This is a genomic window from Paenibacillus larvae subsp. larvae (assembly GCF_002003265.1).
Lineage (GTDB): Bacteria > Bacillota > Bacilli > Paenibacillales > NBRC-103111 > Paenibacillus_H > Paenibacillus_H larvae.
Genome location: NZ_CP019687.1, coordinates 2,776,165 through 2,799,373, shown reverse-complemented (window position 1 = coordinate 2,799,373; position 23,209 = coordinate 2,776,165). Strand labels below are relative to the sequence as shown.

General features: G+C 46.0%; 27 protein-coding genes and 2 pseudogenes. 15 read left to right on the top strand and 14 right to left on the bottom strand.

The genetic code is table 11. The features are described 5' to 3' along the window. Positions 1 to 78: 78 nt before the first annotated feature. The 3 genes from thiC to BXP28_RS25210 all read left to right on the top strand — a co-directional run bounded on the left by thiC (position 79) and on the right by BXP28_RS25210 (position 2,905). The gene (gene thiC / locus BXP28_RS14485) at positions 79 to 1,836 is read left to right on the top strand and encodes a phosphomethylpyrimidine synthase ThiC (protein WP_144029627.1); all 1,758 of its coding nucleotides are present in this window, start codon (positions 79 to 81) and stop codon (positions 1,834 to 1,836) included. Positions 1,837 to 1,923: 87 nt separating this feature from the next. Continuing rightward, positions 1,924 to 2,604, top strand: coding sequence for a phosphatase PAP2 family protein (locus BXP28_RS14480; protein ID WP_052752965.1), 681 nt, complete (start codon positions 1,924 to 1,926; stop codon positions 2,602 to 2,604). A gap of 55 nt (positions 2,605 to 2,659) precedes the next feature. Further along, positions 2,660 to 2,905 carry a hypothetical protein gene (locus BXP28_RS25210; protein ID WP_158225745.1) on the top strand — a complete coding sequence of 82 codons (246 nt, stop codon included), beginning with the start codon at positions 2,660 to 2,662 and terminating at the stop codon, positions 2,903 to 2,905. Positions 2,906 to 3,054: 149 nt separating this feature from the next. On the opposite strand, the gene BXP28_RS14470 is transcribed toward BXP28_RS25210, so the two are convergent. The 6 genes from BXP28_RS14470 to BXP28_RS14445 all read right to left on the bottom strand — a co-directional run bounded on the left by BXP28_RS14470 (position 3,055) and on the right by BXP28_RS14445 (position 6,406). Next, the gene (locus tag BXP28_RS14470) at positions 3,055 to 3,405 is read right to left on the bottom strand and encodes a hypothetical protein (RefSeq protein ID WP_051427942.1); all 351 of its coding nucleotides are present in this window, start codon (positions 3,403 to 3,405) and stop codon (positions 3,055 to 3,057) included. A 130-nt stretch (positions 3,406 to 3,535) separates the two neighbouring features. After that, positions 3,536 to 4,150: an ABC transporter ATP-binding protein gene (locus BXP28_RS14465; protein WP_036655379.1), complete on the bottom strand. Its 615-nt coding sequence runs from the start codon at positions 4,148 to 4,150 to the stop codon at positions 3,536 to 3,538. 20 nt (positions 4,151 to 4,170) lie between these two features. Then, complete coding sequence (locus BXP28_RS14460; RefSeq protein ID WP_036655377.1) at positions 4,171 to 4,626, bottom strand: hypothetical protein; 456 nt, start codon at positions 4,624 to 4,626, stop codon at positions 4,171 to 4,173. A gap of 14 nt (positions 4,627 to 4,640) precedes the next feature. After that, a complete protein-coding gene (locus BXP28_RS14455; protein WP_257125642.1) occupies positions 4,641 to 5,474 on the bottom strand; it encodes a hypothetical protein in 834 nt (277 codons plus the stop codon). 295 nt (positions 5,475 to 5,769) lie between these two features. Further along, positions 5,770 to 6,069, bottom strand: coding sequence for an uberolysin/carnocyclin family circular bacteriocin (locus BXP28_RS14450; protein WP_036655374.1), 300 nt, complete (start codon positions 6,067 to 6,069; stop codon positions 5,770 to 5,772). A gap of 154 nt (positions 6,070 to 6,223) precedes the next feature. Next, a complete protein-coding gene (locus BXP28_RS14445) occupies positions 6,224 to 6,406 on the bottom strand; it encodes a hypothetical protein (protein WP_036655372.1) in 183 nt (60 codons plus the stop codon). A 111-nt stretch (positions 6,407 to 6,517) separates the two neighbouring features. On the opposite strand from BXP28_RS14445, the pseudogene BXP28_RS14440 reads away from it, so the two are divergent. Further along, a pseudogene (locus tag BXP28_RS14440) lies at positions 6,518 to 7,085 on the top strand (recombinase family protein). A 790-nt stretch (positions 7,086 to 7,875) separates the two neighbouring features. On the opposite strand, the gene BXP28_RS22875 reads toward BXP28_RS14440, so the two are convergent. Further along, a complete protein-coding gene (locus BXP28_RS22875) occupies positions 7,876 to 8,043 on the bottom strand; it encodes a hypothetical protein (protein ID WP_024093204.1) in 168 nt (55 codons plus the stop codon). Positions 8,044 to 8,407: 364 nt separating this feature from the next. Here BXP28_RS22875 and BXP28_RS14425 point away from each other — a divergent pair, with 364 nt between their 5' ends. From BXP28_RS14425 to BXP28_RS24350, 6 genes are all read left to right on the top strand, one after another. Further along, on the top strand, positions 8,408 to 8,785 hold the full coding sequence (locus BXP28_RS14425) for a lactococcin 972 family bacteriocin (protein WP_036655370.1): 378 nt from the start codon (positions 8,408 to 8,410) through the stop codon (positions 8,783 to 8,785). Between the two features lie 858 nt (positions 8,786 to 9,643). Beyond that, positions 9,644 to 10,339, top strand: a complete 696-nt coding sequence (locus BXP28_RS14415) for an ABC transporter ATP-binding protein (protein ID WP_036655368.1) — start codon at positions 9,644 to 9,646, stop codon at positions 10,337 to 10,339. Beyond that, entirely contained in the window at positions 10,336 to 10,692 is a 357-nt protein-coding gene (locus BXP28_RS14410) for a hypothetical protein (protein ID WP_024093209.1), read from the top strand. The genes BXP28_RS14415 and BXP28_RS14410 overlap by 4 nt, the downstream gene beginning before the upstream one ends. A gap of 346 nt (positions 10,693 to 11,038) precedes the next feature. Further along, entirely contained in the window at positions 11,039 to 12,505 is a 1,467-nt protein-coding gene (locus BXP28_RS14405; protein WP_257125641.1) for a bacteriocin-associated integral membrane family protein, read from the top strand. After that, on the top strand, positions 12,442 to 13,011 hold the full coding sequence (locus tag BXP28_RS24355; RefSeq protein WP_257125640.1) for a bacteriocin-associated integral membrane family protein: 570 nt from the start codon (positions 12,442 to 12,444) through the stop codon (positions 13,009 to 13,011). The genes BXP28_RS14405 and BXP28_RS24355 overlap by 64 nt, the downstream gene beginning before the upstream one ends. A gap of 98 nt (positions 13,012 to 13,109) precedes the next feature. Then, positions 13,110 to 13,178 carry a hypothetical protein gene (locus tag BXP28_RS24350; RefSeq protein ID WP_237087286.1) on the top strand — a complete coding sequence of 23 codons (69 nt, stop codon included), beginning with the start codon at positions 13,110 to 13,112 and terminating at the stop codon, positions 13,176 to 13,178. An 84-nt stretch (positions 13,179 to 13,262) separates the two neighbouring features. On the opposite strand, the gene BXP28_RS25205 is transcribed toward BXP28_RS24350, so the two are convergent. From BXP28_RS25205 to yxiS, 5 genes are all read right to left on the bottom strand, one after another. Then, a complete protein-coding gene (locus tag BXP28_RS25205) occupies positions 13,263 to 13,436 on the bottom strand; it encodes an IS3 family transposase (protein ID WP_077585106.1) in 174 nt (57 codons plus the stop codon). Next, positions 13,391 to 14,086, bottom strand: a complete 696-nt coding sequence (locus BXP28_RS14395) for an IS3 family transposase (protein ID WP_313769642.1) — start codon at positions 14,084 to 14,086, stop codon at positions 13,391 to 13,393. The genes BXP28_RS25205 and BXP28_RS14395 overlap by 46 nt, the downstream gene beginning before the upstream one ends. Positions 14,087 to 14,127: 41 nt before the next feature. Continuing rightward, on the bottom strand, positions 14,128 to 14,517 hold the full coding sequence (locus tag BXP28_RS14390) for a helix-turn-helix domain-containing protein (protein ID WP_077585104.1): 390 nt from the start codon (positions 14,515 to 14,517) through the stop codon (positions 14,128 to 14,130). Further along, positions 14,514 to 14,816 (bottom strand): helix-turn-helix domain-containing protein, encoded by a 303-nt coding sequence (locus tag BXP28_RS14385; protein WP_158225750.1) that lies wholly within the window; start codon positions 14,814 to 14,816, stop codon positions 14,514 to 14,516. Before BXP28_RS14385 ends, BXP28_RS14390 begins: the two co-directional genes overlap by 4 nt. A gap of 110 nt (positions 14,817 to 14,926) precedes the next feature. Beyond that, positions 14,927 to 15,232, bottom strand: coding sequence for a protein YxiS (gene yxiS, locus BXP28_RS14380; protein WP_023483570.1), 306 nt, complete (start codon positions 15,230 to 15,232; stop codon positions 14,927 to 14,929). Positions 15,233 to 15,556: 324 nt separating this feature from the next. Here yxiS and BXP28_RS14375 point away from each other — a divergent pair. Beyond that, positions 15,557 to 16,545: pseudogene (locus BXP28_RS14375) on the top strand (MBL fold metallo-hydrolase). A 175-nt stretch (positions 16,546 to 16,720) separates the two neighbouring features. Here the strand turns inward: BXP28_RS14375 and BXP28_RS14370 are convergent. Together BXP28_RS14370 and BXP28_RS14365 are read right to left on the bottom strand one after the other, a co-directional pair. Beyond that, the gene (locus BXP28_RS14370) at positions 16,721 to 17,857 is read right to left on the bottom strand and encodes a conserved virulence factor C family protein (RefSeq protein ID WP_036655364.1); all 1,137 of its coding nucleotides are present in this window, start codon (positions 17,855 to 17,857) and stop codon (positions 16,721 to 16,723) included. A 277-nt stretch (positions 17,858 to 18,134) separates the two neighbouring features. Further along, positions 18,135 to 18,719, bottom strand: a complete 585-nt coding sequence (locus BXP28_RS14365) for a guanylate kinase (protein ID WP_023483567.1) — start codon at positions 18,717 to 18,719, stop codon at positions 18,135 to 18,137. A 538-nt stretch (positions 18,720 to 19,257) separates the two neighbouring features. Between BXP28_RS14365 and coxB the strand changes: the two genes are divergently transcribed. From coxB to BXP28_RS14345, 4 genes are all read left to right on the top strand, one after another. Beyond that, entirely contained in the window at positions 19,258 to 20,265 is a 1,008-nt protein-coding gene (gene coxB / locus BXP28_RS14360) for a cytochrome c oxidase subunit II (protein ID WP_036655362.1), read from the top strand. A 189-nt stretch (positions 20,266 to 20,454) separates the two neighbouring features. Continuing rightward, the gene (ctaD, locus tag BXP28_RS14355) at positions 20,455 to 22,263 is read left to right on the top strand and encodes a cytochrome c oxidase subunit I (protein WP_077585260.1); all 1,809 of its coding nucleotides are present in this window, start codon (positions 20,455 to 20,457) and stop codon (positions 22,261 to 22,263) included. Beyond that, positions 22,260 to 22,877, top strand: a complete 618-nt coding sequence (locus BXP28_RS14350) for a cytochrome (ubi)quinol oxidase subunit III (protein ID WP_046655223.1) — start codon at positions 22,260 to 22,262, stop codon at positions 22,875 to 22,877. Before ctaD ends, BXP28_RS14350 begins: the two co-directional genes overlap by 4 nt. A gap of 4 nt (positions 22,878 to 22,881) precedes the next feature. Next, the gene (locus BXP28_RS14345; protein WP_024093219.1) at positions 22,882 to 23,196 is read left to right on the top strand and encodes a cytochrome C oxidase subunit IV family protein; all 315 of its coding nucleotides are present in this window, start codon (positions 22,882 to 22,884) and stop codon (positions 23,194 to 23,196) included. Positions 23,197 to 23,209 lie beyond the last annotated feature (13 nt).

Below are 23,209 nucleotides of genomic sequence, written 5' to 3'. Positions count from 1 at the left end.
GTAACTAATTTGAGGAGGGGTACTGTGAACAGGGAATTTATAAACGGAAACAAGCAACAGAGAGATAAGAATGATCATTTGCCTAAATTGAAGGTTGACCCTTTTCCGGGTAGCCGGAAAGTATACGTGGAAGGAAATCGTCCGGATATCCGGGTGGCCATGAGGGAAATTGTACAAAGTCCAACAACAGGCAGGTACGGGGAGGAAGCAAACCCGCCGGTCCGGGTCTACGATACGATCGGTCCTTATACAGATCCTCAACAATCAGTGGATATTCGCCAAGGGCTTAAGCCTCATCGGCTAAATTGGATTTTGGAACGGGGAGACGTGGAAAGCTATGAAGGCCGGTCGGTCCAACTAGCAGACAATGGAGTAAGGAAAGAGGAGGATCTGCGGGAAGTTCCCCAATTTCCGGGATTAAAATGCAAACCGCTTCGGGCCAAAAAAGGTAAAAATGTAACCCAGCTTCACTATGCAAGAAAGGGGATCATAACTCCGGAGATGGAGTATATAGCTGTCCGTGAGCAGGTTGAGCCTGAGTTTGTGCGTCAGGAAGTAGCGGCTGGACGTGCAATTATTCCGTGCAATATCAATCATCCCGAAAGCGAGCCTATGATTATAGGTAAAAACTTCCACGTGAAAGTGAATGCCAATATCGGCAATTCCGCTGTGGCCTCTTCCATTGAGCAGGAAGTAGAGAAAATGACCTGGGCTATCCGTTGGGGAGCCGATAATGTCATGGATTTGTCTACAGGGAAACATATTCATACTACACGGGAATGGATTATCCGCAACTCTCCTGTTCCTATTGGAACTGTACCTATATATCAGGCTTTAGAGAAGGTAAATGGAGAAGCGGAAGCCTTGACCTGGGAAATCTACCGGGATACTCTGATCGAGCAAGCGGAACAGGGTGTGGATTACTTTACCATTCACGCGGGTGTCCGGCTCGCTTACATTCCTCTGACGGTAAAAAGAACAACGGGGATCGTCTCCCGTGGAGGTTCCATTCTGGCCGCCTGGTGCTTGGCCTGCCATGAGGAGAATTTCCTGTATACACACTTTGAAGAGATTTGCGAAATTATGAAAACATATGATGTAGCCTTCTCTTTAGGCGACGGCCTTCGTCCGGGTTCCATTGCTGATGCCAATGACGAAGCCCAGTTTGCCGAACTGGATACATTGGGGGAATTGGCAGAGATCGCCTGGAAACACGATGTTCAAGTCATGATAGAAGGACCAGGGCATGTTCCTATGCATCTGATTAAGGAAAATGTAGACCGCCAGCAGAAGGTCTGCAGGGAAGCCCCATTTTATACATTAGGGCCGCTCACTACTGACATTGCACCGGGTTATGATCATATTACGTCGGCAATTGGGGCAGCCATGATTGGCTGGTTTGGAACTGCTATGCTCTGTTACGTTACCCCGAAGGAACATCTGGGCCTGCCTAATAAAGATGATGTGCGGGAAGGAGTCATAGCTTATAAAATAGCCGCTCATGCTGCGGACTTGGCCAAAGGGCATCCGCATGCGGGAAGGCGCGACGATGCTCTCTCCAAAGCGCGTTTTGAATTCCGTTGGCGGGATCAATTCCAGCTTTCCCTGGATCCGGAAAGAGCGATGGAGTATCACGATGAGACCCTTCCTGCCGAAGGAGCCAAAACAGCCCATTTTTGCTCCATGTGCGGACCGAAATTCTGCAGTATGAGAATTACACAGGATATCAGGGAATATGCCGCGGAAAAGGGGCTTCAGGAGGATGAGGCTTTGAAAGCGGGGATGAAGCAAAAGGCAGAGGAGTTCAGGGGGCAAGGTAGCGCTATTTATTCATAGGTTCTGAAGCGGGATGTTTGATTTCCATCTTATCTCTTTATACAATGCACAATATATGCTTATATTTGAACAAAGGAGATAAGCCCATTGTCCCGACATTCTACCCGACCGACATTGCATTCTGTTTTACTGAAAGATCTTGTGCTTGGTTTTGCAGCTGCTGTTTTTCTGCTATTTGTTTTTCTGTTAATCTCGAAAAGCCTGGCCTCTCCTTGGATTGACCGGTTTGATTCAGTGATTTCCGCCTGGGTTCAATCCTACCGGGGCGATGTGTTTAACCGTATTTTGATTGGGATTACGAAGCTGGGGAACGGAATTACCGAAACAATCGTTTTCATCATAGTTGCGGGCTATTTATGGGTAATGCACCGCCGAAGAAAAGAGGCGGCTTTGCTGTTTTGCAACTTGGCCGGCTCCTGGCTGTTGAACGAGACGCTAAAGGTGCTTTTTATCCGGGTCAGGCCGGACCGCATTTTTTTTCTGGTTGATGCTACGGGTTACAGTTTTCCAAGTGGTCATGCCATGGTTTCCTCATCCTTTTACGGCTTTATGGTCTATTTACTATGGAAACACCAGAGGAGAAAGTGGCGTGCCGCTTGGTTGATACCTTGGCTCGGGGCATTCGTTATTTTTTTGATCGGCTTCAGCCGTATCTATGTCGGGGTCCATTACCCAAGTGATGTTCTGGCAGGCTTCGCTGCAGGAGGGATTTGGCTGATCGGATGCATAGCGGCAGACAAGATTTTGCAGGAAAGGTCGTTTCGGTGAAGGGGTTGGGGGAGCTATTTTTGGGATTGGATTCTGTAAAGGTTTATTTGAAGATTTGGACTCATGGATAAGGCGAAGACTGCGAATGATTCGGTTACGGAGTTGGCGGAAAATAAAGAAGCTTCACAAAGTGCTAAGAAGAAATGATCGGAAAGGAGAACTTCCTCATCTCAGAATGACAAAATGGCGAAGCTCTGGTAGTCTTCCTGCAAGTGTTGCACTACCAAATGAAAAATTTCGACAACTCCGATTAGTTTTTCTGTTGGATATTTATCAAGACCTACATCCCCAACGGGGATAAACATGGAGGAGCCGTATGCGATGACCCGCACGTACGGATCTGTGAGAGGCGCATGAAATTATTCATGCGGTTAGTAAATTACGCATCGCTTTTTTTATTACCCATCCATCACCATGAGAATAGAGGTAGGTGTATGTGCCGGAAACGTCCTAAAATAATGAATAAATGGATTTTCCTAATGAAAATACGGAGTCTAGCAAAAAAACCAAGGAAAAAAGGATAGTAGCTTTCCAGTTATTCCTTTTATATTGAATAAAGAACATGATCAAAAGCGCTCCTATGAGGGCTGTCGATAGATATAACCACGTATTTTGTATGTTGAAAACCCCTATGAAAATGATGTTGACCATCAGAACAAGCAGCTTAGGCATCAGCGCATAATATAAATGCGTTTTCGTACCTGGAACAAAAACAACCAATAGAAACTTCCCGATGATATATTGGACGAGTACACTCACTGTCGTTACGATTGCTGCGATGGTCGTTATGATTTGACGCAAGCTATCGCCATCTGCTAGAAGTTTTTTCACTTCGGCGAATTCATCAGAGAATCCGGCTATTTGGTGTTCGGTGGCAAAAGTACAAAGAAATAATTGAGCACTACATACAGGATGAATGAGAAAAACGATATTAGTTTTGGATGTTTTTCCATGAAAGTGCTCCTTCCTCTATATGAATAGCACTCGATTTATCATATAACCTTTTGTTTATCATGCTGTGGGACACATATATGATAATCGATGCTTTCCTTTCTGATAGAGCTACTAAACGTTCAGATAGCATTTCAACACTTTCCGAATCCAATGTTGACATCGCTTCATCAATCAATACAATCTCCCAATCCTTCACAAAAAGTAAAGATAAGCCAAGCTTCGCCTTCATCCCCGTGGATGCTTTACCGTATGGAACATCTAATTTGCTATCAAAAAAGTCATTGACCTTGGCGAATTGCTCTGCAGATGGCGTAATGCCGAACGTATTCCACAGGATCTCAAGGTTTTCTCTAATCGTAAAAGGATGGATGCCGATCGGATCAACCGTTAAATATAATGTAGATTTTTCACTGGTGGTAATACGTCCTGAATATTGCTTATCAAGGCCGGAAATCATTCTGAGGAGCGTGCTTTTCCCTGCACCATTTCGCCCTGTCAGATGAAAAAGACCTGGTTGTATGGAAAAATTCACGTTGTCTAGTATATGCGTGTCTTTGAATTGTTTTGTGCAATCTATAAATTCTACGTTCACAGGAATCCCCTTTTCTTTATTTAGAAATGACCTTCAAGCATTGCTGCGATTATTAATACGATTATTGACAGCACATAAAGAGGGATCATTTTTTTCATTAAACCTAAAAATAGCACATACTGGCTCATCCCTTGATAAAACAACATGTTCGGAAACTCCAATAAGCCGTGTGGGATAAGTCTGCTTATGGTCGCATCAGGTCCTTGAATCCGATACGACATTGCGATTTGAAAAGCGGAACCTCCAAAATCGAATAACTGGAGAAATAGCGAAATCGGAAAAGCCAATAAATACATGACGAAGTTTTTTATGTTGTGCGATAAAAAAAGGTACATGAACTCATTCTGCAAAGCTGGAGGGTTCGCCCCAAATAAATCCGTATCGAGTACAGATGCTAAATAAACACCTATACCAACAACGGATATACAAAAAATCATATAGTACACAAGGAAAATTTTGGATTTAGGCTGCGTCATTCTTACGCCTCTTTTCATGCGCCAATAGTGAAAAATGTGACAAATATTAGGATTAAAATGGGTAGAGTCAGCTTTAATATTTTGGATTCATTGCCGCTGGTCAACAATTCCGTTTTTCTGTAATAGATAACCCCTATCAGAAGGGTCAATGGAATCGACAGGACGCTTTTGATGATCGCGGTCGTGTCGGCAGCATTAAGGAAGATCCCGACTAATCCCAATGCCGCGGTGACCATCAGCATTAATGAGTATAAATAGATAGAGCTTGCTTTAAATCGTTTAAATGGGCTAACGATTAAAGAAGATTGTAGCGTTTCTACCCTTGATTTATCGATCATGATTTCTTCCCTTTTTGAGCCAACCAAAATTTCCACAATCGTCATGAAATTTATATAAATAAGGATCGTCGCAGGAATCCCGTGTACGCCATTTAATAGTTGTTGGCAGAAGTACATGATTACAGATACGACTGCGCCAAGCAAGATTAATAGGATCTTATTATTGATTACATAAAATAAAAAAATCTGCGACATGCTCCCGGAGGCATGTCGATTCTCAGAGCCCTTCAAGAATGACGGCCCGTGCGGGATGCGATGGTAATTACTTATGTAAAAATAGATGATAAGCAACTGTACAGCCAGTAGAATGGCGGATACGCCAATTAGAGATGCCAGAATGGACCACAATTGTAACAAGAAGATCACTCTGATAATAACCTTGACGAATATGGATGTCAGTTGAGACAAAAACGAAACGACAACTGAACCTAAAGCTAAAAAGACGATAAGATATTCATGCAATACTACCATGCATGTGACGGATACTAAAACAGCCAGAAGGAATTGCAAGGAATATCCTGTTGTGATTGTAAAAAACAAATGTCTCAATAGCAGCCGCTTAGAAATATACACCAAGCCCGGTTTTTGTTTTCCATAGGGTAACATGCAACGATTGATATTTGCTGTCCCTATCACGTATATGCAAATAAAAGAATACAAGACTAGGTAACGGGTGGGGGCCAAATCATGATAGAAAGTCAGGGCTATAATAACTAATGATGAAAAAAGAATCATCCCAATATAATTGAGATGACCCAATATGCTTTTGTCATGTAATTTAAATAATCTCTGTGTCATTGTGTGATTAGAAAGCTGCTGCTTTAGCTTTTCCTTGTTTTTTAAGGATAGTAAGAATAGTCGCGGCAAGCGCTGACGAAATAGTTCCCACACCGCCGAAAAGACCAATGATTGTAATTACATATGAGACCGTTGAGAATGCGTCTAAAAACTTGACGATTGCTATTGATGTCGTCGTACTAAGACCTAGTTGAGTCGCGATGAGGGCTCCGTTACCGATGGTTAAAGCGAACATTGTGATGGCAAGAAGTTCTGCGGATAAAAGCGCATAAGATCTTGCATTTTTTACAGATTTTGCGTTTATCATGATAAAACCTCCTAATTGTTATTTACTTACTATGAAAAATACACCAAACTATGAAACAATTTTGCAAAGCTTATCCCTTGAAATATGTATCAGCATTTCTATTGTTCGTTTAGCTTGGCACGGTTTAAAAGGGGCTGATCATAGACCTTCACCACTACAATTTTTGGTAGAGTGAGACTAATAAAAATATGGTAGTTAAACTACCTGCTGCAATCAGCGTCATCATTTTACCTGTATTTTTTTCTTTATCTTTTAACTCACGCATAGATTCTCGGGAAACCATGACCCAAATGGCCATAGACACTACCGTTAAAATAAAAAGCATAGTTGAATTCATCTAATACACCTCCAAATATTGTAATCCCCTTACCAAAAGTATTACCAAATACCTTTACAATAAGTGCCTCTCTAGTAAAATAAAAATATACAAGTTTATTGGAGGGTACAAATGATAATCGGTTATGCTCGGGTGTCTACTATTGACCAAAATTTAGATCGGCAAATTGGTATGCTTAGTGAATATGGTTGTGAAAAAATAGTTAAGGAGAAAGCGAAAAGGACTTCATCAACTTTTTGATGTCATCCGGAAAGGCGATACAGTTATAGTGGAAAGCATCTCCCGTTTAGGACGTAAAACATTAGATATCCTCAACATTATTCAACAGTTAGAAGAGATGGGGGTACAATTCATTTCTTTAAAAGAAAATATGGATACAAGAACCTCCACGGGCAAAGCCATGTTCCAAATGATGTGTGTCATTGCTGAATTAGAAAGAAACCTTATTGCTGAGAGAGTTAAGGAAGGACTTGAAGCAAGTAAAAGACGTGGAAAAACATTAGGTAGACCCAAATTGGATAAAGAAAAGTTTGCTGTTGCGCTACGGATGTATGATAGTAAAGAATATTCTATAAAGGAGATAGTCTCAACAACTGGAATATCTCAAGGGTCCTTATATAGAGCATTAGTATATACTTCTTACTTCGATTTTATCACTCTATTTGAATGTATTCAATAGGGGTTGCACAGAAATAGGTGTACAGAATTCCCCAAATTTGGGGGAGCGCAGCTTACCGTCTTTTTTGAAACATTGAAATTTTACTTTGCAACTTATTACCGGTTCAAGAAAACGCCAATCTTTATTTTCCCCGCGAACGAGTTGCCTGGATATCTGATTGAATGAACGGATCACCTCAGAGATGGAGGATGAATCAGCAGCTAAAGGATCTAATCGTTGGAATAAATACGGTTGTAAAAACACGTCTGGATCGTTTTTTCTTGGAAATGTTTCTTGAGCAGACTTTTAGTTGAGGCTTAATGTTAATATAGAATAGAGTCAAGGTGAGCAGCTAAAAAACGCGCGTTTTGGACCGCCCTTTGCCGGGCGGTTTTTGTTTCCGTATTTCTCTGTTTTGAGGAAAAAAAGGGGGTGAAATGGATGGGGATCACATGAATCAAACATAAAAGAAATCATGGTGACCCTGTATCAATATCTACTAATGACCGCTGAGCAATTAGGAGCTTATTTCAATTACGATCTTCGTATGATCTACAACCCGATGAGTCGCCTATGGAAGCAGGGGTGGATTTAACATGTGTTCCTGCCATTTTTGGGGAAAAATCACCGAGCCTACACGTTAACCTTGAGAGGTACAAAAGAAACATCTTTGTTCTTAGATGAACCGTTCCGTTCAAATCAGTGGAAACGATCGGTACCTGTGGATGAGGAATAGTTACAACGACGTCTTTCGAAGGATAATAGATCGTAAATTCATAGCCTGTATCAGGCGCAGGACCTTCTTATGGTTTTACCCAAACACCGTGATCTTGATCTCCAAACACTTTTTTAGCATCTCGTTCTCCCGTTTTAATTGATTGACGTAACGATCTTGGTCGATATACTCCTGGCGCCTTCCCCGCTGATCCAGAAGCCCGAATTCACCCTTCTCTCGATATTTCCTCATCCATTTCTTCATTCGCTGCTTATCCTGAATCCCGAAATATTCATGGATCTGCTGATAAGTTCACTTTTCCTCCAAATGCAGACATGGCCTCAGCCTTTAGTTCTTCTGAATACGTTTTGAACTTCTGTCCTTTGATAGCCATATAAATGCACCCCCTTTGCAATGAGTTTAGATTTTATATACAACTCCTCATTAATATACTTAAAAAAAAAGGAACTTCTATTTTCTTTATTGAATTTATTACATTAAATGTAACTCATCGCCAAAAAGGGCAAGAAACCCTCCCGCATCGGCATGGTAGTGAGCGGTGACAAATTAGCTTGAAGAGTAAAAATATTGACAAAAATAGTCGAATGAATGAGGAGGAATGAACTAAATGAAAAAACTTTTGTATAGGCAAAAGAGGAAACCCTTGACACGAACGATCAAAGCAACGTTAGCCGCGTTGGCGACATCCATCGCTTTGGTGTGGGGCGCCGCGGTGCCTGCCCATGCCTGGGTGAATCCGGGTTGGCACTACCAGTACCCATCGGAAGGTGGAACATGGAGATACGGATTCGTGGACGCCGGACTCCGTTCCGAGTACAACCACCCGACGAAGATCCACGGCTCGACGGTGCAAAGGGTCATCGACGGCAAGGTGGTAAGTACTAACAGGAGCATAGATACGGCTGCGGGGAAATACTCTCACGCCTATGTCGGAACCATAAACTCGCCGGGTCTGAAGGCTCATTACTACTACCGTACCAACTAATCCAGGCGATACTGGTTGCGGTCGCCGGGGCTTAGCATGGCGAGTTCCAGATAGTTCTTTGGGTCCCGCTTTTGTATAAGCTTATTATAGTGGCTGTCGCGGGCTCGTTGTTTACTCTGCCCCGCGCTGCTGGCAGCGATCATCACCAACCTATATGATCGAGACTTTCCGCAGGCCATTGGTGTCCAGAGAGTTAAATCTGCTTTCTGCTTTAATTTCTAGATAAAAACATACCAGGTCATAGGTTGGAGTACCTATCAAATTAGCTTGCCTTACCGCCCACCTACCATGTCGGTGCGGGAGCGGTTTTTTCCCCAGAAGCAGGATATTTACCAACTGGTGGTTTTTATCCCGGTGCTTGCAAAGCTCATAAACTCTGAGAGTTCATGGGGTAATACCCCTCCTTTAAGGGGCGCAGCATTTATAATCGCCCGGGGCTTTCGTTCCAGAATTTTCAGATAATGTTCAGGGATGTACTGGTGATCTGATTGATAAAGGGCTTTTTTGTGACGATATATCAAATTTCCTTCATGGTATATATCCATATGGAAAGGAGATACCTTTTGATATCCTGCCAAAGCACCACACCAAAAAATAGAGCATATCTATGAAAAAGGCCACAAAATGTGACCTAAGGATCATTTCTTTTTGAGGATCCTAGGTTAAAATTTGCCTGCAAAAACTAAGAATCCATGAACCTTTTTATTAACAAAAATAGTCGAATGAATGAGGAGGAATGAATTAAATGAAAAGACTTTTGTATAGGCAAAAGAGGAAATCCTTGACTCGAACGATCAAAGCGACGTTCGCCGCGTTTGCGATGTCCTCAGTAGACGTCGAATTTGATCGGTGGTGCAGATGTTGATTGAAGCCCAGGGCGTTTCAGTAGCAATTGGTGGTCGGCCCGTGCTTGACGGTGAGACTGTTCGTTGCACGCCTGGGATCATGACAGCCCTCGTTGGTCCGAGCGGATGTGGAAAGACCACACTCTTGCACTGCCTCGGGCTGTTGCTCCCAGTGGATCAGGGACGCATCTTGATCGACGGAGACGATGTCACAAGGTACGGCACTGCGGCACGGCGTCGGTTCTGGCGTGATCACGCGGCGTTCGTACTTCAGGATTACGGCATCATGGATGAGGAGTCGGTTGCCTTCAATGTCACCATGCAGGCGAGCGTCCTGGGACGACGCGTCACGGGAAACCAGGAACGGTTGGCGCAGGTGCTCGAGCAGACGGGTCTCCAGGGTCGGGAAGGTGAGTTGGCCAGCCACCTGAGTGGGGGCGAGAAGCAGCGACTCGCGCTGGCTCGTGCCATCTACAAGGACGCTGCGATCCTGTTCGCCGATGAGCCCACCGCCTCGCTCGACGCAGCCAACCGGCGAAAGGTCATCGATCTGTTTGCGGACTTCGCCGTACACGACCGCACGGTCATTGTGTCGACGCACGACTCCGAGATGATCAACGCGTGTGGCGCCCGGCATGAGGTCGGTTCCAACAGCTCGTCACACCACTCGTCGACCAGCGATCCCGCTAGCCTAGGATGGTCCTTATGAAGTCAGCCTCTAAGATCATTATCGGTATCGTTATTGGCTCACTGCTGGTAGTGGGAGCAGTTGCGCTCCTAAACGGCTGGATCCCAGTATCAAGAGACACGCACCCGCCGTGCGACCAGCTGCCGACTGTAGCGGAGGCCACTGCGGCGCTTGCCAGCCATCAAGGCCTCGCCAAGGAGATCAAAGCGCTGGGTGATGGCATTGCGGTCGAAGTGGGAAAGCCGTGTCCCGATGACCAGGACCGAGGGCTGGTCATGGTGAGCTATGCTTCGAGATCCGAGCGTGACGCCATCGCCGACCTGCTTAGCCGCCGCGACGGGTTTGGGGTTCCGGTGCATCTGGTGAAGCATTAACGCGGACTTCCGCACAGCCGGTTCGGCGCAATCGTTGTCTGCCGCTTCTGTGCAAGGCTGGCTCGCCGATGTCGTCAAGCCGAACCTGGCGCCGACCACCTACGCCAAGTACGAGGCGCTGGCTCGGCTGTACATCATGGCGCCTTTGGCGAATGGCAGGTGGGCGGTGACAAATTAGTTGAATAGTAAAAATATTGATAAAAATAGTCGAATAAATGAGGATGATGAAATAAATGAAAAAACATTACTTGCTAATCCAAGCGACTACGCCTGGCCCCGGCGACACCGGTTGCGGTCGCCGGGGCTTAGCATGGCGAGTTCCAGATAGTTCTTGGAGGGCGCGCTTATGTATAAGCGTATCATAGTGGCTGTCGCGGGTGCGTTGTTTACTCTGCTTGCGCTGCTGGCGGCGATCATCACCGACCTATATGATCGAGACTTTCCGCAGGCCATTGGTGTCGAGAGCAGGCTTAGCCTCAACTTCAGCGAATCGGGCTTTTCCGTCACTGAAGCGTTTGCGACGCTGGAGGAGCTCGATGCGCGCTGGGATCTTGGTCTGGTCAAGGTAGCGCCGGACCTTGACCGCGACGGCGATGGCCAGATCTTCGTAGCACTTAACGATGGAGATCTGCCCGCCGAATTTACTTGGTTCGGCGGCGATGGTGTAGGCAAGATCGTCGGCAAGGACCGACTTGCCGCCTCCTATCCCAATGGGTTCTATCTCGTGACCGGTGAAAACGCTCACTTGGGCGAGTTCGAGGACGCGCTGAAAAGTAAAGGCGTGAAGGTTGGCCGCAGGGATGTGTCAATTTTTGACAACCTTGAATTCGTGGTGCGGGAAAGAGGATTTGCTGCCGCCGTTCTTGCGTCGTTTGCGCTGATCGCGGCGCTGGCGCTGTTCTGGTTGTCGCTGAGGGCGCGGGGGCGTGCCCTTCGGGTTCTGGGCGGGTGCCCGACCGTGCGGATCCAGGTGCAGGACCTGGCCGGGTTCGGGGGTTTGCTGCTGGTTTCGGCGGGCGCCGTAGCGCTGGCTGCGGCGGGCTATGTGGGTGTGTTTCATGGCTGGATGTACGTCGGTACCTTCCTCAAGGCGTTGGTCAGTCTGCAGGTCGCCGTCATCGCCGTATCTCTGCTCGCTGCGCTTGTCATGTCAGCCTCTGCTTGGCCGAGCGCTACCATGCTTGCCACCAGACAACCGGCGGTAAAGAGCCTGCGTTCGGCGGCGATCGTGATCCAGGCGCTAACGTTCCTCCTGGTGGTGGCTGCGGCTGGGCCTGCTTGGTCCGCATACAAACACTCATCCGCTATGGCTGCTGAAATGGCGCAGTGGAAGCAACTCGCAGACCAGGCCGCCATTGTGTTCGCGACAGACGTTGACGAGATGGACCACATGGAGCCGTTGATTGGCGAGCTGGTGAAAGATGCGGAATCGCTTGATACGGTCGCTCTTTCCTACACTTACACTCAAGAAATGTCAATGCCGGTCGATTTTGGAGAGTACTCGGCCATCTCCTTCGTGAACCAGCGTTGGCTCGATCTGGTGACCAAGGGTGCGCCACAGCCGGCTGTCACATCGGTACCTTACCACAGCATTCCAGAAGGGCTTGTCCGAATGGTTCGAGAAGAGGCTGAGCTCTTGTCGAGGAAAAAGCTTTCCGAGGAGCTGCTCGCACAGTTCCAGTTCTTGCGGCCGGTCGACGGGTTCCGGATGCCAGTAGCACAAGGAGGAGGGGGGAAAGGCTTCACTTTATGGACGATGTTCTGCTCGTCGTCGTTCCCTCGCTCTACGACACCTATAACGATTCTTCCTTGACATCCATGATCTCGGGTAGCAACGTCGTGTTCACCGGTGTGACTGCAACGCAGCAATTGCTAGAGCGACACGGCCTAGACGTACAGGCGCTGCGTGATCGTGGTCTCAAAGGTGAACTGAAAGTTGTCTACATTGCCGAAGAGGGGATTCTCCACGCGCAGTTCGCAGCATACGTTGTGTGGTTGCAGAATCTTGCGCTGGTTGCATTGGTTGTTGCTTTCACTGTCGCTGCTGCGATCAGTGCGTTGATCACTGCACTGCTGCAGGCGAAGCGTGACTTCCCGCTGCGGGTAGCAGGCCGGTCATGGGTGCGGATCCTTCAGAGCCGCGTGGCCAAGGAATTGCTTGCTGGGCTCGGTCTCGTGGGCGCCGTTGTCGTGTTCCAAAGGCCTGATGCGATAGGGGCCGTACTTGTGGCCGCAGCGTATGGGTTGCTTGTTGTGTCGCTGAGCCATCTATTTGCTGCGCGTTGGTGTTTCGATAGTGTCAGTAGACGTCGAATTTGATCGGTGGTACAGATGTTGATTGAAGCCCAGGGCGTTTCAGTAGCAATTGGTGGCGGCCCGTGCTTGACGGTGAGACCGTTCGTTGCACGCCCGGGATCATGACAGCCCTCGTTGGTCCGAGCGGATGTGGAAAGACCACACTCTTTGAAGTGCCCCCTGTCAAGTAGACAGTGTAAAAAAACAAAAACAGTTAGTTTGTTTCCCTCAGTTCTGTTAAATTGAACTGAGGGTTTTATTTTCTTCTCTCATTTTTATGCAGCTTGTTTTTGATATTCGCTGGGAGACAGGCCACTTAAACGCTCTGTATAGCGGTAATTGTTGTAGTAGTGGATATAATTTCTCACGTCTTTGAGAACGTCTTCATAGGTGTCGTGTTTCCTTAGATAAAAGCTTTCTGCCTTAAATGTACCCCAAAATCGTTCAATGGTTGATTATCTAGACATCGGCTCACCCGAGACATACTTTTAGTAAAACCGTACTTAAGCTGAAGTAGACTGTATTCATGTGAAGTATACTGGAAGCCTTTGTCGCTATGCAGAAGTGGAGTCCTCCAGTAGGCCTTATTCACCGTATCCATGACGAGTTTTTTGTTGTTGGAGGGGCTTAACACCCATGAAACGATGGAGTTATCGTATACATCAACGATAGCACTCAGATAGGCTTTACGACCATTCCCATACTTCAATTCTGTGACATCTGTGCACCACTTTAAATTGGGAGAGTCCGCGTGAAACCCGCGGTTCATCCCATTTTCAGCCACATGTATTGCAGAGGATTTCACGTAATTCGGTCGTTTCCTGCGAATCACCGCTTTTAATTCAAGAGCGCGCATGATTCGATAATAACGTTTTTTGTTGTAACTCTTTTTGAGTTTCCGGTTCAATTGTGTGCGGATTTGACGATAACCAAGTACACCCTTTCTCTTGTCATAGCGAAGTTTCGCTTCCTTGGCCAATGAAAGGATTTCAAGTTCCCTGATGGATGGTTTCCATTTTAGCCATTTATAATAGGCAGATCGAGCGACTCCGGCTAGCTTGCACAGCTTCGTGACGGCATAGCCTTTCTCAGCGTGCAGTTCTTGGATAGCTTGATACCAGTCTGCATGTCGGACTAACGTTAGCGTGTATGTCGTCGCCGGATCTCTGCCAACTTTTTTGCCAGAGCGTTCTCCATTTCTAAATACTCGTTCCGTGCTTCTAATTCTTTGATCCGAAGCTTGAGTCGTTCATGATCATCCAACTCTTCCGCAGGCTTGTTACGACCGCGATTGTCCTTGAGGGCTTCCTCACCGCCAGATTTATATTTACGAACCCATGCGTACACCTGTGAATAAGAAACATCATATTTCTCCATGGATTTCTGATAATCCAGATCGTTTGCGATCGTATACTGTGCAATTTCAATGCGTTCTTCGAAAGTGGTTTTACGTCCTTTGTTCATACGAGATAGTCCAATTCCTTTACGAGTAGATTTTATTTCTACCCCATTAGTATACTTGGAGATCATCTCGTCAAAACACTTTTACTAGAAATATGATACTTCTTTGTCGCCTCTCGTATAGAATGACTACCGGATAATACATCTCTGATTGCAGCCAGCTGCAGATCCTCTGAGTAAGCTTTACATCCTCTGGATTCCTTTAATCCGTCAAGACCATCTGCTTTATACTTCCTTACCCAATCTGTTACCGTGTTTTTGTCTATTCCCAGCTGTTTCGCCTCATAACTTGGGTTTGTCTCATTCTGAAGACATCGCTTTACGACACGTAGCTTTACCTCTAAAGAAGTTGGACTCCTTTTGGACATTGTAAAAACTCCCATCATTGTAGAGTAGATGTTTTTGTTTTTTCTACTGTCTACTATGAGGGGAGCATATCAAAAAAAAGGGAGGCTTCTGCGTCAGATTATACAGATACTTATTTTGTTTTGGACCGGTTGGCTATTTCTCTGTTCGCGATGAAGGCCAGGTCCTCATTTCCAAACAGGGATAAGACCCCTAACAGAGTCTCGTCAGCAATTTCTCCGGCTTCTTCTTTTGGTACGGTTAACTCTATAGCCTCCTGAAGAGCTTGATTAACACCTTGTGTGGGATAGGCTTCTTTATATAGCTGCACGGGATCGAGATCATGGTTGATGCACCATTGGGCAAATAATAGAATCATCATTTTTTCTTCTTTCTGATAGTTCTCGATGATTTGTTGTTCTATTTCTTGACGGCTCATATTGTTCTCCTTCCTGATAAAATCAAAGTAAGTATTTGTGCTTCTATTGTAATAGAAGAAAGAGGGTCTGCCTACTCTATGACAGAAGGCGGCAAAAGCTACTTTTTAGTAACAGGGGTTTTTTTGGTAAAAGGAAAAGAGTGGTGGTACAATGATGGAAAGAATACAATAGATGCAAACCAAAGCGGAAGCTGAAAAGAAAATACAAAATATAAGATGCAAAATAAAACATTAGTTAGAAATTGGGGGAAATATGAAAATTAAAGGAATGCGCCCAAAATAAGCAGGAGATCAATCAGGGAAAGAGACAGGGAGGATTGACAGATGAAGCGTTACACCAATATGGATGACAAAGCAACGCCCACTTCATGGAAAGATATAAGAAGATGGCGTAAAGAACGGCGTTCCAAAATAAAAGATATGTCGTATGTGGTGGAGCAGGCTCCGGTTAAGGCAATCTCATACTTGCGACATAATCAAACAGAAACAACGCTGACCTGGATAGGCCACTCCACTTTTCTGCTGCAAATGAACGGTTTACATATTTTGACTGACCCTGTTTGGGCCAGGACAATGGGAGTTGCCTCCCGTTTAACTGAACCCGGACTTGCTATCCGTGAGCTGCCCCCATTGATGTAGTATTGCTGTCCCATTCCCATTATGATCATTTACATATAGGGTCCTTACGAAAACTTCCCGGAAATCCCAAATTGCTTGTTCCTGAAGGATTGGCCAAAAAATTAAAAAGGAAAGGCCTCCAAAATGTAGAAGAGTACGGGTGGTGGGAACATACGGAGATTCAGGAAGTCCAGTTTCATTTTGTTCCGGCCCAGCACTGGACAAGACGGACGCTGCTGGACACGAATACATCCCATTGGGGAGGATGGATAATCCAGAAGGGAGAGAACGGGCAGGGAGACACCATTTATTTTGCCGGTGACAGCGGATATTTCCATGCCTTTCAGCAAATTGGCAGTCAGTTTGATATCCAGTATGCGTTGATGCCCATTGGTGCATATGAACCGGAATGGATTATGTCCACTCAGCACGTTAGTCCTGAAGAAGCGATACAGGCGTTTTTGGATGTGCGGGGGCGGGTATTCATTCCCATGCATTATGGAGCCTTCCGGCTTGCGGACGATACGGTGAAAGAAGCCCTGGACCGGTTAACGGCTGAATGGGGGCGCAGGGAGATGAAGAAAAAATATGGGCTGCGTATTCTGAAACTGGGTGAAACTCTAAGGCATACGGTAGAACAGAAGGGTAAGAACGGAACCCGTACAGAAGGGGAAAAAAACGGACAGATTGAATGATCTGTCCGTTCAGACTGTCCGTTTATTTCAAGTTTTCCGGATTTAGGCATTCCAGTTCCGGAACGACAAAAAGCACTCCCTTTTCATATATGTAATTTGCTGCTTCGCCGGACAGCAAGGACAGGAAGCGGCAGAAACCCCCTTTTATTTAGCTGATAAATATAAGCTGCGGGATTTAATCGTTACGGCGGGTCATTTGCTGCCAGACCGTTCCCTCCGCCTCATGTCCGCCTTCAATACGTTCAAGAGCAATCTGAACCTGCAGGCTGACTTCAAATTCAGGGTCGCCAGCAGCTTCCTTCAAAGCCGGCACGGCACTTTCATCCCCGACTTCGTACAGGAAACGGGCAGCACGCCAGCGGACCAGTTTGTTCTTATCCTTAAGCGCTTTAATCATGGCCGGAATCGCGGCGGGATTACCGATATCCGATAGCGTATCGCCGGCGGTTCGGCGGACGGCCGCAGTACGGTCTTCAAGCGTACGGTACAGATGAGGCAGTACTTCAGGCTCTTTAATGTCACCCAGAAATACGGTGGCAAGGCGCCGGATGGATGTATTCTCATCATTAAGGGCCTCTATGAGGAGAGGCAGCGTTTCGAGAGAAGGTTCAACGCTCTGCAAGGCCGCGTATCGCTTTTTCCAATCAGCGTCCTTTAACTGCCCGGCAATTTCCTCGTTTGACAGCTTGGCCGCCTTAATGACTTCCTGAGACTGGGATGCCTCATAAGTGGCGCTGGAGGCTTGTTCTACAAGTTTGGCCAGCAGGTCATCATCTAATGAGGCGTCTACTTCTTGAATTACCTCGTTTAGCACTTCGTCAAGCTCTCCGTAGCGTACGCCAAGGTCTTCCAGCTTCCGTTCTTTCAGAAGAAGCGGGGAGGAGGCAGTCGCCTTCATAGTGGCATCTGAGAATCGCTGCGGCATTGAAGCCCGTTTCTCTTCCGCATCATTATTTACGCGAACCTGGATTGGAATACCGCGGAATACCTGCAGCTTTACGGTTACTTCGCCATATCCGCTATCCTGAGCGGCTGCATCTTCAACTGATACCCCGGATTCGCCGAAAACTTCCCGGGCCGCGGCCAGGATCTGCTTCCAATCCCCCTTTGGTGTCCGGTCCAGTGCGATAAAATCGGTGACCTGGAAGACGCTTTTTACATCAGGAATATCTAGAAGCCGGCGAATATAGCCCGGGGCAGAATTTCGTTCTTCCCTTGTGAAGGAATACATTTTGCCCTTAGGAAGAGCAGTATCCAGATTGAGTTTCATTGAGTTTGGGCTTGGGGTGGGTTCGATTGAAACAATTTTCATCTATTTTCGCCCTCCTTTTTATAAGCACGCTGCATAGCTGTCCGTCCCTGCCAATCGGGAAGTAAGGCCCAGATAGGCCACAAGCTCCGTATTGCTTGGATATAATGAAACGATATGCATATGACCTGGCTCCTTCTGCTTAGTTTCTTGTCTGGCTGAACTTTTAGGCTGAAAATCCCGCCACGCGCCGCACCGCAACGCGCGCCGAGCGGATTCAGCCATAAAAAAACCAGGGGGGTTTAAAGGTGATTCCCTCTGGTTCTATTATCTCACAAAATCAGTCTAATTCGAGCAAGTTTCGCTCCAAGTAACGATCAAGCGCTTTTGTTAAATCAAAAATAGTATGGGCAAGGTCAATATTTTCAAAGCTGTATTCACACTGGGGCTTATAGGCCATCTCATCCTCGTAATGCGCCATGTATCGTGTGATCATTTCTTCCGAGTCACCGCTTTTGGCTAAGCGTTCAATTACGTGATTTCGGTCTGCATAAATGAAAATACGTACCAGTTTGTCACCGTAAATTTTCTTCAGTGTATCCGATCCATAACGGTCCAGGATAAGATAAATGCTTCCTGCTGACTGCAGCATAAGCTCTACATCTGCACCTTGCATGCCGTATAAATGACCGTTGATTCCACGTACTTCCACAAACTTCCCGAGATGCTGATCTTCCAAGAACTTTTCCCGGGAGACGAAATGATAATCCTGACCGTCAACTTCAGTTTTCTTCGGAGGCCTGGTGGTATAAGAGAGCACCTTCTTTATACCGAGCGTATCTCCCGCCATCTCGGCAACCGTCTTGCGTCCTGCACCATGAGGGCCGGTGAATACAAAAATCATTTCTTTTCCTTTCCATTCCATAGAAAACCCTCCTCACGTTCATGAAAATATTGGTACGGGTCCTGTTTCATATGGCTTCGTTCAAAGACTTTCCGAAAAGGAACTACGGCATCGTTGTATCTTTTATTTTACATCTTTAAGACCATCTGGTAAAGAATGCCTTATTCATCCCCGAGAAAGAATAGATGCGGCAGTAAATCCAGTTTTGAACAATTCGGAACAGGTGTACGGATTTTGGTTAAATTTTGTTAACATAATACAGCATTATCAGATGGGGATTTCTCCATTTTATAACAGGAAAAAAGACTAATATTGTCTTTAAATGTCAAGTTTTCACTGGAAAAAACGGACCTGAAAATACAAAAAATAACCTATTTATGGAAACCCATATTTTTCTAACATTTGACAAATCCTTGATTTTAGAACAATTTGTGAACTTCTATAGAGTAATTGACAAAAAAGTTTTACCTAATTATAGTTAATTAAGTGAAATGCTTGATTGACATGGGTATGTCGTTCGTGGTAAAAATATTGGTTTACGAAGTGGGGTTGATAAGCAATGAGTCGATGGAAAATGTTAAAGCGTCTGATCCCCCTATTTGCGGTGATGACGTTCCTCTTATCGGGTTGCGGTGACCCGACCATGTCCGCTTTGAAGCCGAAAGGACCCGTTGCTCAAGAACAATACTATTTGATGCTGATCAGTATTTCGATCATGGTTCTTGTTATCGTTGTGGTGTTCGCGCTTTATTTGTACGTCATTATACGATTCCGCAAACGCAAAGGACAAGAGGATATCATTCCTAAACAGGTGGAAGGTAACCACATCCTAGAAATTGTCTGGACAGTAATACCGATCGTTCTCCTTATTATTCTTGCTGTTCCTACCATCAATTACACATTCAAACATTCCGCTAACAACTTAGACAACAAAGATGCTATTCAAGTTAAAGTGACAGCCAGCCAGTTCTGGTGGAAATTCGAATATCCTGAATTGGGGATCAAAACGGCACAGGATCTTGTCATCCCGGTCGGAAAGAAAATCGCTTTTGAAATCGTTTCAAATGACGTGGTGCATTCCTTCTGGATACCGTCTCTCGGCGGTAAAATAGATGCCAACCCCAGCGATTTGAAAACAGTATATACGCTGCAAGCCGATGAAGCAGGCGTTTACAAAGGGAAGTGTGCGGAACTTTGCGGACCGTCCCATGCGCTGATGGACTTTAAAGTAGATGCCAGGTCGGAGGAAGACTTCAACGCTTGGGTACAGAAGATGAAAACTCCGGTGGCTACCGTTGCTGCGGACGCCCAAAAAGGGGAAGAAATCTTCAAAAGCAAATGCTTGTCATGCCACGCGGTGGAAGCGGATAAGGACGGTATGGGACCTAACCTGAAAGGGTTTGCAGACCGCCAAATGGTAGCAGGAGTGCTTGAACATAACGAAAAGAACTTAAAAGATTGGATCAAAGACCCCGTTACTGAGAAAATGGGCACCAAAATGCCGACTATTCCTCTTCAGGATCAAGAGATTGATGAGCTCGTGAAATACTTGAATACACTTAAGTAAGATATACTTTCAAGAGGAAACAGCTCGCTGCCCGTTTATGATGGCGATCGTTTCCGGTGAAATATAAGGCAAAAAATAAGTAAGTCACTTAGTGTTCTTATATTGAAAAAAGGAGGGAATCACACGGTGGCTCAAGTACACGCAGAGGCGCACGCACATGCGCACAAGGTGAAGAAATATAGCGGGCTTATGGACTGGTTAACCACAGTAGACCATAAAAAGATCGGCATCATGTATTACATAGCCGGGGGGCTGTTCTTCCTGATTGGCGGAATTGAAGCCGTTCTGATGAGACTTCAGCTCATGTACCCGGATCAGAAGTTATTTGTTTTCGATACATTCAATCAGCTTACGACCATGCATGGAACGACCATGATTTTCCTTGCCGTGATGCCCGTCATCATCGGCTTTATGAATGCTGTCGTTCCCTTGCAGATCGGAGCAAGGGATGTTGCTTTCCCTTTTCTTAATTCATTAGGTTTCTGGCTATTTCTGCTTGGAGGCATTCTGTTAAATACAAGCTGGTTCCTCGGAGGGGCACCGAACGTGGGATGGACGGCATATACGCCGCTTTCCACACTGGATCTTGATTTCAAAGGCGTGGATTTCTACGCACTCGGTCTTCAGATTGCAGGGCTTGGTACATTAATCGGGGGTATCAACTTCCTCGTAACGATCATTAACATGCGTGCACCAGGTATGACGTTTATGCGCATGCCGATGTTCACCTGGACTACATTCGTAACTTCCGTACTGATCCTGTTCGCTTTCCCAGCGATTACAGTGGGACTGGTGCAACTGACATTTGACCGTATTTTCCATGGCGGTTTTTATGATCCTGCCAAGGGTGGAAACAATATCCTTTGGGAGCATCTTTTCTGGATTTTCGGCCATCCTGAAGTATATATCTTGATTTTGCCGGCCTTCGGCATTATCTCGGAAGTTGTATCCACCTTTGCCAAAAAACGTTTGTTCGGCTACAGTTCCATGGTATTTGCAAGTGTCTTAATCGGTTTCCTTGGCTTCATGGTCTGGGTTCACCATATGTTTACTGCCAGCCTTGGGCCGGTAGCGAATTCGATCTTTGCCGTAGCCACAATGGCGATTGCAGTACCTACCGGAATCAAAATCTTTAACTGGCTTTTCACACTATGGGGTGGCCAGATTACGTTCTCGACAGCTGCCCTGTGGGCAACGGCATTTATCCCTACCTTCGTTATGGGGGGAACAACTGGGGTCATGCTGGCTGTTCCGGCTGCCGATTTCCAGTACCACGACACGTATTTCGTCATCGCCCACTTTCACTATGTGCTTGTCGGTGGTTTAGTGTTCGGATTGTTTGCCGGTTCTTTTTACTGGTGGCCCAAGATGTTTGGCCGCATGCTGAACGAAACACTCGGCAAAATTCATTTCTGGTTTTTCTTTATCGGATTCCATCTGACTTTCTTCCCTCAGCATTTCCTTGGTCTTATGGGAATGCAGCGCAGGATCTTTACTTATGCCGGCGGGGAAGGTCTGGATGAAGGTAACCTGATTAGTTCGGTCGGTGCAATCTTAATGAGTATAGGTGTCATCATTTTTATGATCAATATGATTGTGACGGGTATGAAGCCTAAAGGGGCTCCTAATGACCCTTGGAACGGCCGTACACTGGAATGGACGATCTCTTCACCGCCTCCGGAATACAACTTTAAGCAGACTCCGCTTGTTCGTGGTCTGGACGCATTCTGGGTTGAGAAGATGGCCGGAAACAAAGAAATGACGCCTGCGGAACCGGTTGGTTCCATTCATATGCCGTCTCCGACAATTCTTCCGCTGGTGATGACCATTGGATTGACGGTTGCCGCTTACAGCCTCATTTTCGGAACTGCACCGTATCCGATTACCATTGTCGGTATTGCCATTACTTTTATAGCGATGTTTCTGCGTTCAGTATTTGATGACCATGGGTACCATATTGAACCTTCGGAGCTTGAAGACAAGGGGGGGAAAGCATGAGCGCGAATGCACACGGTGTAAATGAACTTCCAATGGAGCCCGAAAAGGCTACACTGGAGGGAAAAAATAAAGTACTCGGCTTTTGGCTCTTCCTTGGCGGGGAGACTGTATTGTTCGGATGTTTGTTTGCCACTTATCTGGCCCTCCGCAACTCTGTCGGGGACGGAAAGACATCAGATGAATTGTTCCAGCTTCCAATGATAGCATTAGCGACATTCCTTCTGCTTACCAGCAGTTTGACCAGTGTATTTGCCGTTATGGCCCTTCATCGCCATAGACTGCAAAGCATGCTGAGATGGCTTGCTATTAGCGTAGTCCTGGGCTTGGCTTTTCTGGGGCTTGAAATTTATGAGTTCGTGGAGTATGTGCATGAAGGTCACGGATTTACAACAAGCGCTTTTTCAACCTCATTTTACTCGCTCGTCGGTTTTCATGGAGCACACGTTCTATTCGGGATTCTATGGATCAGCTTGTTGATCATTCAGGGATCAAAGAAAGGACTTACCACAGTTACTGCGCCGAAGTTTTATATAGCTGCTCTCTACTGGCATTTTATTGACGTAGTCTGGGTATTCATTTTCACAGTAGTTTATTTGATGGGGAAGGTGGCATAAGCATATGAGCGGTTCAAATGAAGTCTCTTCTCAGAGCAGACGCCATAAGCATGAAGGCCCAAGAAACCATATCATCTCCTACATCATTTCGTTGTTGCTTACTATGCTGGCTTTTGCGGCTGTCCTTTACGGCGGGTTAGATAAAACCTTTCTCTACCTGTTTCTGTTGCTTCTGGGTGTTGTTCAAGTGATTTTCCAGCTTGTTTACTGGATGCATATGAAAGAGAAAGGTCATGTGCTTCCTATTATCAGCCTTATCTTCGGTGTTGTTGTAATGCTGACTGCAGTGGCCGCTGCTGTATTATGGACTTGGATATAAGGATGAAGGATGG

Coding starts and splice junctions, on each gene's coding strand:
- BXP28_RS14390 (WP_077585104.1), bottom strand. CDS start 14,517: ATGATCTCCAAGTATACTAATGGGGTAGAAATAAAATCTACTCGTAAA.
- BXP28_RS14365 (WP_023483567.1), bottom strand. CDS start 18,719: ATGGAATGGAAAGGAAAAGAAATGATTTTTGTATTCACCGGCCCTCAT.
- BXP28_RS14425 (WP_036655370.1), top strand. CDS start 8,408: ATGAAAAAACTTTTGTATAGGCAAAAGAGGAAACCCTTGACACGAACG.
- BXP28_RS14415 (WP_036655368.1), top strand. CDS start 9,644: ATGTTGATTGAAGCCCAGGGCGTTTCAGTAGCAATTGGTGGTCGGCCC.
- BXP28_RS14460 (WP_036655377.1), bottom strand. CDS start 4,626: ATGACGCAGCCTAAATCCAAAATTTTCCTTGTGTACTATATGATTTTT.
- BXP28_RS14410 (WP_024093209.1), top strand. CDS start 10,336: ATGAAGTCAGCCTCTAAGATCATTATCGGTATCGTTATTGGCTCACTG.
- BXP28_RS14385 (WP_158225750.1), bottom strand. CDS start 14,816: ATGTCCAAAAGGAGTCCAACTTCTTTAGAGGTAAAGCTACGTGTCGTA.
- BXP28_RS14450 (WP_036655374.1), bottom strand. CDS start 6,069: ATGATAAACGCAAAATCTGTAAAAAATGCAAGATCTTATGCGCTTTTA.
- ctaD (WP_077585260.1), top strand. CDS start 20,455: ATGGACTGGTTAACCACAGTAGACCATAAAAAGATCGGCATCATGTAT.
- yxiS (WP_023483570.1), bottom strand. CDS start 15,232: ATGAGCCGTCAAGAAATAGAACAACAAATCATCGAGAACTATCAGAAA.
- BXP28_RS22875 (WP_024093204.1), bottom strand. CDS start 8,043: ATGAAGAAATGGATGAGGAAATATCGAGAGAAGGGTGAATTCGGGCTT.
- BXP28_RS24355 (WP_257125640.1), top strand. CDS start 12,442: ATGGACGATGTTCTGCTCGTCGTCGTTCCCTCGCTCTACGACACCTAT.
- coxB (WP_036655362.1), top strand. CDS start 19,258: ATGAGTCGATGGAAAATGTTAAAGCGTCTGATCCCCCTATTTGCGGTG.
- BXP28_RS14350 (WP_046655223.1), top strand. CDS start 22,260: ATGAGCGCGAATGCACACGGTGTAAATGAACTTCCAATGGAGCCCGAA.
- BXP28_RS14405 (WP_257125641.1), top strand. CDS start 11,039: ATGTATAAGCGTATCATAGTGGCTGTCGCGGGTGCGTTGTTTACTCTG.
- BXP28_RS14345 (WP_024093219.1), top strand. CDS start 22,882: ATGAGCGGTTCAAATGAAGTCTCTTCTCAGAGCAGACGCCATAAGCAT.
- BXP28_RS14370 (WP_036655364.1), bottom strand. CDS start 17,857: ATGAAAATTGTTTCAATCGAACCCACCCCAAGCCCAAACTCAATGAAA.
- BXP28_RS14445 (WP_036655372.1), bottom strand. CDS start 6,406: ATGAATTCAACTATGCTTTTTATTTTAACGGTAGTGTCTATGGCCATT.